This window comes from Ancylobacter mangrovi (assembly GCF_024752335.1).
Taxonomy (GTDB): domain Bacteria; phylum Pseudomonadota; class Alphaproteobacteria; order Rhizobiales; family Xanthobacteraceae; genus Ancylobacter; species Ancylobacter mangrovi.
Genome location: NZ_JANTHY010000011.1, coordinates 186093 through 196428, shown reverse-complemented (window position 1 = coordinate 196428; position 10336 = coordinate 186093). Strand labels below are relative to the sequence as shown.

8 protein-coding genes are annotated in these 10336 nt (G+C 71.7%); 3 read left to right on the top strand and 5 right to left on the bottom strand.

Features of this window, described 5'->3' with window-relative positions:
- The 3 genes from bamA to NVS83_RS22275 all read left to right on the top strand — a co-directional run.
- The coding region (gene bamA, locus NVS83_RS22285) for an outer membrane protein assembly factor BamA (RefSeq protein WP_258741400.1) at positions 1 to 1144 on the top strand (1144 nt) is incomplete at its 5' end.
- 519 nt (positions 1145 to 1663) lie between these two features.
- The gene (locus NVS83_RS22280) at positions 1664 to 3178 is read left to right on the top strand and encodes an FAD-dependent monooxygenase (RefSeq protein WP_258741396.1); all 1515 of its coding nucleotides are present in this window, start codon (positions 1664 to 1666) and stop codon (positions 3176 to 3178) included.
- Between the two features lie 49 nt (positions 3179 to 3227).
- Entirely contained in the window at positions 3228 to 3707 is a 480-nt protein-coding gene (locus NVS83_RS22275; protein WP_258734464.1) for a cupin domain-containing protein, read from the top strand.
- Between the two features lie 61 nt (positions 3708 to 3768).
- On the opposite strand, the gene NVS83_RS22270 is transcribed toward NVS83_RS22275, so the two are convergent.
- From NVS83_RS22270 to NVS83_RS22250, 5 genes are read right to left on the bottom strand one after another with little or no spacing between them, the layout of a single operon-like run.
- Positions 3769 to 4995, bottom strand: coding sequence for a xanthine dehydrogenase family Fe-S subunit (locus tag NVS83_RS22270; protein WP_258741391.1), 1227 nt, complete (start codon positions 4993 to 4995; stop codon positions 3769 to 3771).
- Complete coding sequence (locus NVS83_RS22265; protein WP_258741389.1) at positions 4992 to 5867, bottom strand: FAD binding domain-containing protein; 876 nt, start codon at positions 5865 to 5867, stop codon at positions 4992 to 4994. Before NVS83_RS22265 ends, NVS83_RS22270 begins: the two co-directional genes overlap by 4 nt.
- A 25-nt stretch (positions 5868 to 5892) precedes the next feature.
- Complete coding sequence (locus tag NVS83_RS22260) at positions 5893 to 6234, bottom strand: 2Fe-2S iron-sulfur cluster-binding protein (protein WP_258734461.1); 342 nt, start codon at positions 6232 to 6234, stop codon at positions 5893 to 5895.
- Positions 6231 to 7928 (bottom strand): FAD-binding protein, encoded by a 1698-nt coding sequence (locus NVS83_RS22255; protein ID WP_258741388.1) that lies wholly within the window; start codon positions 7926 to 7928, stop codon positions 6231 to 6233. The genes NVS83_RS22260 and NVS83_RS22255 overlap by 4 nt, the downstream gene beginning before the upstream one ends.
- Positions 7925 to 10294, bottom strand: coding sequence for a xanthine dehydrogenase family protein molybdopterin-binding subunit (locus NVS83_RS22250; protein ID WP_258741386.1), 2370 nt, complete (start codon positions 10292 to 10294; stop codon positions 7925 to 7927). Before NVS83_RS22250 ends, NVS83_RS22255 begins: the two co-directional genes overlap by 4 nt.
- Positions 10295 to 10336: the final 42 nt, after the last annotated feature.

Sequence of the window (10336 nt, the reverse complement as noted above, 5' to 3'; positions counted from 1 at the left end):
CGAGGACCAGCCGACCGGCGAGTTCTCGGTCTCCGGCGGCTACTCGACCACGGACGGCTTCATCGGCGAGGTGTCGGTCTCGGAGAAGAACTTCCTCGGCCGCGGCCAGTATGTCCGCCTCGCGGGCTCACTGGGGGAAGATACGCAGGGACTGGACTTCAGTTTCACCGAGCCCTATTTCCTCGACTACCGCATCGCGGCCGGCTTCGACCTTTATTGGAAAGAGACCGAAGCGACGAGTTACAGCCCTTACGACTCGTCGATGGCGGGCGGCACGCTGCGCGTCTCCCTGCCGCTCACCGACGAGCTGACGCTGGGTCTACGCTACAGCCTCTATCAAAAAGAGATCACGATCGACGAGGACACGATCGAGGATTACGGCACGCCGTCGTGGGCGCTGCTCGAGATCAACAACGAGGCCTACATCACCTCGCTGGTCGGCTACACGCTGACCTACAACATGCTCGACAATAATCTCGAGCCGACAAGCGGTTACCTGCTTGAACTGAAGCAGGACTTCGCGGGCGTCGGGGGCGACGTCAACTACGTCCGGTCGACCTTCGACTCGCGCTGGTACATGCCGGTCTATGGCGACGCTGTCTTCATGCTGCGCGGCCAGGCGGGCAACATCTCCTCCTGGGGCGGCGAGGACCTGCGCATCCTGGACAACTTCTTCAAGGGCCCGGACCTGGTGCGCGGCTTCGAATCCAACGGCATCGGCCCGCGCGACCTTGCTTCGGGGACCGACGGCTCCGATCCGGACGCGCTCGGCGGCACGCTCTACTGGGGCACAAGCGCGGAGCTGCAGTTCCCGCTGTCCTTCATGCCGAAGGAGGTCAATCTGAAGATGGCCTTGTTCGCGGATGCGGGCTCGCTCTGGGGGTACGAGGGCAACACGACCTTCACCAATATCAGCGGGTGGGAAGACAGTCTGACGGACTGCAGCGCGATACAGGGGTCGAAGACGAAGGGTTACGCCAATGTCTGCGTGGCCGACAACGACTCGATCCGCTCCTCGGTCGGCGTCAGCCTGATCTGGCAGTCGCCCTTCGGTCCGCTGCGCTTCGACTATGCCTGGGTCCTCACCAAGGAGGATTACGATCAGACGCAGGCCTTCCGGTTTAGCGGCGGCACGAAATTCTAGATGAACGCAGTTGTAAGAACGACTGTGAAGCTAGGGCCGCCGCTTGCCCTGATAGCAACTTGTTTCCCGACCTCGCCATCATTGGCGGGTTTTGATCGCTCCGATTTGTGTGCCGAGGACAGCGGTGTCGGAACGGCGATGAACTGCGGGAGAACGGACGAAATCCCTCGATCGCGCGACGTCGGGGTCAGGCATGCGGGAATGGCCGACGGCACGCCGGCGCTGCCGTCTGTTGCGGCGACTCCCGAGGCCGAGCATAGCGGGCTCGCCCCCGACGCTCTACGACTTCAGCGCTTATCGGATTCCGTCGCGCTGGGGGCGAGATCAAGCTCGCCGCCGCACGGGCCGTCCGTTCGGCGCCATCTCCCGCGAGCGCCGACCCGCCCTCTTCCGCGCGTACTGGCGTGGCGGGGATGGCGGGGATAGGCTGGCGGCGCGCCGTTCCGCAGCAGGCCGGTGCATCTTCGTCCGCCGCTCCCTCGCGGCACCGGCCGATAGCGCGAGCCGAAGGATCACCCCATGGCCGACAGTGTCCTCATCGTCGGCGCCGGGCCGGTCGGGCTGACCATGGCGCTCGAGCTCGCCCGCTACCGGGTGCCGGTGCGCCTCGTCGACGCGATGACGGCGCGGGCGAACACCTCGCGCGCGGTGGCGCTGTGGCCGCGCACGCTGGAGCTGTTCGCGCGCGCCGGCGCCGGGCTCTCCGCCGAGCTGGTCGGGCTCGGCAACAGGGTCACCGTCGCCAACATCCTCGCCGGTGACGAGCCGATCGCCCGCGTCGAGCTCAAGGACGTCGCCACGCCCTATCCCTTCGTGCTGATGCTGCCGCAGAGCGAGACCGAGCGGGTGCTGGTACGCCATCTGGAGGAACTCGGCGTCAGCGCCGAGCTTGGCGTTGAGCTCGAGGGCTTCGACGCCGACGGGGAGGGGGTGAGCGCCACGCTGCGCCATGCCGACGGGCGCGGCGAGAGCGTGCGCCATGGCTGGATGATCGCCTGCGACGGCGCGCACAGCGTGGTCCGCCACCACCTCGGCCTGCCCTTCGAGGGCGACACGCTCGGCAGTGACTGGGCGCAGGGCGATTTCCACATGGCCGGCGTGCCGTGCCCGGTCAACGAATTCGCCACCTACTGGCACGAGGAAGGGCCGCTGGTGCTGTTCCCGATGGGGCCGGACCGCTACCGGATGATCGTCGGGCTCGGCGCCTCGGACGAGGCCTCGAGCCGCGCCGCGCCGCCGCCGCCGGTGGAGACCTTCCAGACCCTGCTGGACCGGCGCGGGCCAGGCGGCATCGTGCTGCGCGACGCGATCTGGACCTCGGCCTTCCGCATCAACGAGCGCCAGGTCGCCCATTACCGGGCGGGGCGGGTGTTTCTCGCCGGCGACGCGGCGCATGTGCATAGCCCCGCCGGCGGGCAGGGCATGAACACCGGCATGCAGGACGCCATAAACCTCGCCTGGAAGCTCGCCCTGGTGCATCGCGGCCTGTGCACCGCGCCGGCGCTGCTCGACAGCTACGATCCCGAGCGCCGCGCCGTCGGCGCGCAGGTGATCGCGACCTCCGGCCGGCTGACCCGGCTCGCCACGCTGAAGAACCCGCTCGCCCGGCACATACGCAACGCGGTGATGCATTTCGCACTCGGCCTGCCGCCGGTGCAGCATGTGCTGGAGGGCAACCTCACCGAGACCTCGATCGGCTATGAGGACAGCCCGCTCAACGGCGTCTCCTGGCAGGCCGGCGCGCGGGCCGGCGCGCGCGTGGCCCCGCGCGAGGACGAGGCGCCCTATGGCGCCGGCGACACGCCGCTCTTCACGCTGCGCGCGGGCGAAGGGGCGGGGCCGCCGCCGGCGGGGCTGTTCGAGGGGCCGGTCGACCCGGCGGTCCGGCCGAACCCGGCCGCGGGCGGCATCGAGCTGGTGCGGCCGGACGGCTATCTCGCCATGGCGGTCGCCGATGGCGAATGGGAGCGCGTTGCCCGCTACATGCAGGCGCTCGGTGCCCGCCCGCCGGCCGCCGCAAACCCATCGCCCTGAAATCCATCCGCCGCCGGCTTCGCACGTATCCGTCATCGAGGACACACCCATGAGCGTCAGCTTTCTCCACTCTCCGGGAACGGAGCCGCCGATCAAGGTTCCCGCCATCGGGCTCGACCTGTTCGTGCGCCTGCCGCCCGCGGCGAGCGGGGGCGAATTCTGCTTCATCGAGACCGTCAACGCCCCCGGCGCCGGGCCGCCGCGCCACCGCCACCGCGAGGCGGAGATCTTCCGGGTGATCGAGGGGCGCTATCTCTACGAGGTGGACGGGCGGCGCTTCTTCGCCGAGGCGGGCGACGTGGTGAGCATTCCCGGCGGCGCGGCACACGGTTTCGTCAACGTGACCGACGCGCCGGCGCGCCAGTACATCCTCATCGCCCCCGCGCTCGACGCGACCGCCTTCTTCACCGAGCTCTCCGGCATAATGCGTGACGGCATACCGGACCGCGACGCGCTGAACGCCTTCGGCGCGCGTTGGCAAGTGGAGTTCCTCGGCCCGCCGCTGAACCGCAACGAGCAGCCGACCTGAAGCCCGCGCTCGGTCGGCTCTGCGCAGCACGCGGGCGAACTGAACCGATCCGCGCGGCCCGTCAGCCGCGCCCGAACAGCCGGCGGAAGAAGCGCAGCAGGCGCGCGCCTAGCACTGAGCGGGCGGCCGCGCCGGCATCGAGCACGTCTGCCTCGGGCGCGGCGGCGGGGGTGCCGGAGAGGGCCGCCTCGAGATTGCGGACGAACTGGCGGGTGACGTGGTCGGCGACGTCGCGCACCAGCCCCGAGCGGCCGATCTGCGCCAGCGTGCCGGACAGCAGGAAGGCGAGCGTGACGTCCACCCGCGTGCCGCCCGGCGTTCCGGAATCCGCGTCGGCGACGTCGTAGCGGATCACCGCGCGGGCGCGAGAATCGCTGTTGGCGTCGCGCCCGAGGCCGCGCACGGTGCCGCTCATGGCGGCCTCGTCGGTCTCGATCTCGGCCACCCCGCCGAAGGCGCTGACGATCGGGCCGAGCTTGACCCGCACCTCGCCGCGCACGCTCTGCCGCCCGCCGTCCGTCACGCCGAGCGCGCTCACCCGCGCGCCGGGCATGCAGCCCGCCACTCGCCCGGCATCGGCGAAGAAGCGCCAGACGGTCGAGGGCGGGAAGGTGACGGTGAAGGACTGGGCGAGACGGGTGCCGTCCTTCAGCACCTGATCCCAATCCTGCGCGGCGATGTCGGCCGCGCCGTCGGTGTCGCTCTCCTGCGCAGCAATGCTGGACGGCGCGGGCTGCGCGGAAGGCGCCTCGGGCCCGGTGCGGGCCGGCTCGGGCGTGCGCGCGCCGACCGGGCCGAGCGCGCGTTCCACCTGCCTGGGCGCTGCGGGCGCCGCGGCCAGCACCTCCCGGATCGCCGCGACGATGCCGACATAGCCGGTGCAGCGGCACAGATTGCCGCTCAGCTCGGCGCGGATGCGCGCCTCGTCCGCGTCGGGCAGGCGGGTGACGATGTCGCGCGCCGTGACCAGCATGGCCGGGGTGCAGAAGCCGCATTGCAGGCCGTGATGGCGCGAGAAGGCGGCGCGCAGCGCGTCCGTGACCGGGTCGGCCTCCAGCCCCTCGATCGTGGTGACGCTGGCGCCCTCGCAGGCGGCGGCGAAAGTGATGCAGGAGCGCGCCGGCACGCCGTCGATCAGCACAGTGCAGGCGCCGCACACCCCGTGCTCGCAGCCGACATGGGTGCCGGTCAGCGACAGTGTCTCGCGCAGATAGTCGGCGAGGCTGGTGCGGGCCGCCACCGGCGCGGCGGCCGGGCGCCCGTTGACGCTGAGGGCGACGGTTCTCATGCCCGCTCTCCTTCGCCTGCGCCCGCCTGCCGTGCGCTCGCCTGCGCGGCGGCGCGTGCCAGCGCGACACGGGCCATGGCGCGCACATAGTCGTCCACCACGCCGCGCTCATCGAGCGGGCGGTCGAGCGCGGCCTCGTCCAGCCGCTGGTCCAGCCGCTCGCCGAACGGGCCGCCGAAAAGCGGCGCGGCGTCGTCGAGCACGATCGGCGCGGTGTCGAGCGCCCCGATGGCGGCGCGGAAGATGCCGCGCGCGGGGTCGGCAAACACGCCGGCGAGGCCGTGGGCGAACTCGCCCACCTTGGAGGACAGCTTGGTCCAGCCCCAGCGTGCGCCCGCGCCGGCGACCGGCACCCGGATCGCGGCGATGATCTCGTCCGGCTCCAGCACGGTGGTGAAGGAGGCGACCATCAGGCCGCTCACGGCGACCTCGCGCCCGCCGCGCGGCGAGCGGAGCTCGGCGACGGCGCCGACGAGGGAGAGCGCGGTCAGCCAGTCGGCGGCCGGATCGGCATGGGCGAGGCTGCCGCCGAGCGTGCCGCGATTGCGCACCGCGCGGTAGGCGATGCGGCCCGCCACATGCGGCAGCAGCCCGGCGGTGACGTCCTCCACCCGGCCGTCCTCGATGTCCGCATGGGTGACGCAGGCGCCGATAACCAGCGCGTCCGCTCGCCGGGTGACGGCGCGCAGGGCGGGGATGGCGGTGAGGTCGACCACGCGCCCGGGCCGGGCGAGGCGCAGATTCATCATCGGACCCAGCGACTGCGAGCCGGCCATCGCCTTGGCGGCGGCACCGGCGCCGGTGTCGGCGAGCAGGCGCGCGGCCTCCTCCAGCGTGCCGGGGCGGGCATAGTCGAAGGCGGCCGGCTTCATGGCCGAACCCCGCGCGAAAGGCGTCTCACGGCTTCTCCCTCGGGGTCAGCGTATCGGTGACGAGATCGCGCAGCACCGCCATCTTCGGCATCGGCTCCAGCCGGGTGAGCGTCTCGGTGAGGCGGGCGATGCAGGCATATTCGACCCGCCCGTCGATCAGCATCGTGCATTCCTTGCAGACATTGGCGTTGAAGCAGGAATAGCGGAAGGCGAGGTCGCTCAGCCCCTCGCTGCGCAGGCGGATGAGGCCGTCGAGGACGGAATCGCCGTCCTGGAACGCCACCTCGTGAATTTCGAAGCGGCCGTCCGCGCGGTCGGTGCCGCGCCAGATCTCGAGCCGCGCGGTCTTCGTCGGGGGCGCGGTCATGGCGCGGCTCCGAAGCTCGAGACCAGCGCGCCGCCGTCGAGGCGGAGGAACTGGTTGCGGGTGAGAGCGGGGTCGGTGTCGGGGAAGTCGTCGCGCTGGTGCGCGCCCCGGCTCTCGCGGCGCCGCAGGGCGGCGAGGGTCAGCGCCTCGGCCGCCACCAGCCCGCCGCGCAGCTCGAACCACTCCACGAGGTCGGTGTTGTGAACCTTGTGATCGCCCACCGACAGAGCCGGCAGGTCGTCGGCCTGCATCTGCCGGATGCGCCGAAGCGCGGCCTCGAGGTCTGCCTCGTTGCGGAAGGCGCCGACCTTGTCCCACATCAGCGAGCGCAGTTCGCCCAGCAGCGCCACCGGCGGCGGCCCGCCGGGACGCGCGGCGCGGCGCTCGCGCAGGCGCGCGAGGTGGGGCGCGGCGGCCTTCTCGTCCCAGGCCGTGCCGGTGCGGGCCCGGGCATGCGCGGCCGCCGAGCGGCCGGCTCGCTCGCCGAACACCAGCGCCTCGGGCAGCGCATTGCCCGACAAGCGGTTCGCGCCGTTCGCCCCGCCCACGATCTCGCCGGCGGCGTAGAGGCCGGGCACGTCGGTGGCGAGGTCCGGCGTCACCACGATGCCGCCCATCTGGTAGTGGGCGATGGGGAAGATCTCGACCGGCTGCCTGGAGATGTCGATGTTGTTGGCGGCGAAGATGTCGATGAACGGGCCGAGCGCCGCCTTCAGCCGCTCGGGCGCGATGTGCTGGAAGGAGAGGTAGACGCCGCCATTGGGCGTGCCGCGCCCTTCCGCCACCTCGCGGTAGATGGCGTGGGTGAGCAGGTCGCGCGTGGTGTTGTAGCCCTCGCCGCCCTCGCCGTAGCGGGCGAGGAACTCCTCGCCTTCGCTGTTGAGAAGCCGGCCGCCGAGCTTGACCCGGGTCGGCTCCCAGGTGGTGGGGTCGAGCCCGACCATGCGCGGGGCGAGATGGCCGTTGGGGTAGAACTGCAGGAACTCGATGTCGACCAGCCGCGCCCCGGCCCTCAGTGCGAGGCCGAGCCCCTCGCCGGCGGAGTTGGCCGGGGCGGTGGTGCGGCGGTAGAGCTTCGCCATGCCGCCGAGGCAGAGCACGGTGGCGCCGGCGCGGATGGTCACGCTCGCCCCGCCCGCAATGTCGAAGCCGACCGCGCCCGTCACCTCGCCGTCGCTGACCACGAGGTCGGTGACGGTGACGTTGGAGAGCCGGCGCACGGCGGCGTTGCGGCCGGTCTCGCGGCGCAGCGCGGCGGAGATCGCGGCGCCGGTGGAGAGGAAGTCGACATAGACGCAGCGCCTGCGGCTGTGGCCGGGCGCCAGCACCTGGGCGATGCGGCCCTCCTCGTCGCGGGCCCAGTTCACCCGCCACGCGCCGAGCTCGCGGATGCGCGTCGGGCTGCCCTCGCAGACGATGCCGGCCAGCGTCTCGTCGCACAGGCCCCGGCCGGCCTCGATCGTGTCGGCGAGATGCGCCTGCGGCCCGTCCGGCTCGGCCTCGCCCAGCGCCGAGGCGCAGGTCATCTGCGCCATGATGGTGGCGCCGCCGCGCCCGACCACGTTCTTGTCGAGCAGGATCACCCGGCCGCCGTCCGCCGCCGCCGAGAGCGCGGCATACATGCCCGCGCCGCCGCCGCCGACCACCAGCACGTCGGTGTCGAAATGCAGCGTCTCGCCGGCGTCCGCGCTCATCGGGCGTCTCCGCGCCGGGCGGCGGCGAGCGCCTCGACGATGCGGCGCGGCGTCATCGGCAGCTTCAGCATCTCGACCCCGAGCGGTGCCAGCGCATCGTTGACCGCGTTGGCGATCGCCCCGCCCGGGCCGATGGCGCCGCCTTCGCCCACCCCCTTCTGGCCGAAGGAGGTGTAGGGCGAGGGCGTCTCCATGTGCAGGACGCGCACATTGGGCACCTCGGCCGAGCCGGGCAGCAGGTAGTCGGCGAGCGTGGTCGCCAGCGGCTGGCCCTCCGGCGAGAACGGCATCTCCTCGAACAGCGCGGTGCCGATGCCCTGCGCGGTGCCGCCGATGATCTGGCCGTCCACCACCATCGGGTTGACCACCACGCCGGCATCCTCGCTGACCACGTAGTCGAGGATCTCCACCTGCCCCGTCTGCGGGTCGACCGCGACCACGCAGGCATGGGCCGAGCCGGTGTGGATGCCGGTGAGGCAGGCCGGGGCGTGGCCGGCGGTGACCTCCAGCCCGTGATGGTCGATGTCGGGCGGCAAGTCGGCAGGGGCGAGATAATAGGCGCGGGCGATGTCCTCCAGCGACACCGAGCCGGCGGCGGAGGCAACGCGCCCTTCCGCCAGCGTCACCTGGTCCGGCGTGGTCTGAAGGAGCGCGGCGCCGAACGCCATGACGCGGGAGGCGAGGTCGTCGCAGGCGGCGGCCACCGCCCCGCCGACCCAGACCATGCCGCGCGAGCCCCAGGCACCACTCGAATAGGGCGAGAGCTCGGTATCGCCGAGCTTGACCTGCACCCGGTCCGGGTCAATGCCGAGATAGGAGCAGGCGACCTGCGCCAGCGTCGTCTCCAGCCCCTGGCCGATGGTCTGGATGCCGACGCGCACCTCCAGCCGCCCGTCGGGCGTGATGCGGGCGAAGGCCTGCTCGTAGAGGGTGCGGCGGGTGCCGTCGGCGGTCATGCCGTGGGCGGTCTGCTCGGAGAAGATCGCCATGCCGATGCCGATGCGCCGCCCGTCCGGTTCGCCCGCCGCCTGGCGCGCGCGGACCGCCTCGACGTCGATCGCCTCGAGTGCCATGCGCAGCAGCGCGGGATAGTCGCCGCTGTCGAAATGCTTGTCGGAGGCGTTGTCGTAGGGCATCTGCTCGGGCCGCACGAGATTGGCGTAGCGCACCGCCTCGGGGGTGCGCCCGACCGTGCGGGCGACGGCGTCGATCATCACTTCCATGGCGAAGCAGCAGCCCGGCCGCGCCACGCCGCGATAGGGCAGGTTCGGGCACTTGTTGGTGGCGATGGCCGCCGTGCTGCAGCGATAGGCCGGGATGTCGTAGGGCCCCGGCAGGATGGCCGAGACCTGCGAGGCCTCGATCGCCGAGGTGAAGGGATAGGCGGAATAGGCGCCGGTATCGACCGCACATTCGGCCTCGAAGCCGACCAGCCGGCCCTGCGCATCCGCATAGGCGGTCATGTCGTAGGCGTGCTCGCGGCAATTGGCGTTGGCGACGAGCTGCTCGCGCCGGTCCTCGAGCCAGCGCACCGGATGGCCGCAGCGCATGGCGAGCCAGGAGAGGCAGACCTCCTCCGCGCCGAGGATCGCCTTGTAGCCGAAGCCGCCGCCGACATCGGGCGAGATGACGCGGATCTGCAGTTCGGGGATGCCGAGCACGCGGGCGAGGCCGTTGCGCACCACGTGCGGGAACTGGGTCGCGCCGTGCAGCACGAGCTGGGAGGTGCGGGTGTCCCACTCGGCGACGAAGCCGCGGCACTCGATCGGCGACATCACCTGACGCGAGGTGCGCACCTGGCGGCGCACGCGCACCGGGGCGTTCGCGGCGATGTCGGCCATGTCGCCCTCGAAGGCGACGCGGACATAGACATTGTTCGCCATGCCGTCATGGACCTGCGCGGCGCCGGGCTGCTGCGCCTCCAGCATGTCGACGACGGCCGGCAGCTCCTCGTAGTCGAGCCGCACCCGGGCGGCGATGTCTTCGGCCTCCGCGCGCGTGTCGGCGACGCACATGGCGACGAGTTCGCCCGCCTGCCGGATGCGGTCGACCACCAGCGGCGGCTGCTCGGTGGGGAAGAAGCCGGGCAGGGGGGAGACGGCGCGGATCGGGCTGACGTCCGACAGGTCGCTTGCGAGGAAGACGCTGGCGCGCAGGTGATCGGGCACGTGCACGCGCGTCAGCCGTGCATGGGCGACCGGGCTGCGGACGAAAGCGACCTCGCGCAGATTGGCGAAGCGCAGATCGGCGATGTAGCGCCCGCGCCCGTGCAGGAAGCGCTCGTCCTCCTTGCGCGCCAGACGTGCGCCGATACCTCGGCCCTGCGGGACGTCACGGACCTTCGAGACTTCGCTTCCGATGCCCACCGCCACCTCTCGCCAAGCGGAGCCCCGGCAGAAGGCTCCTCA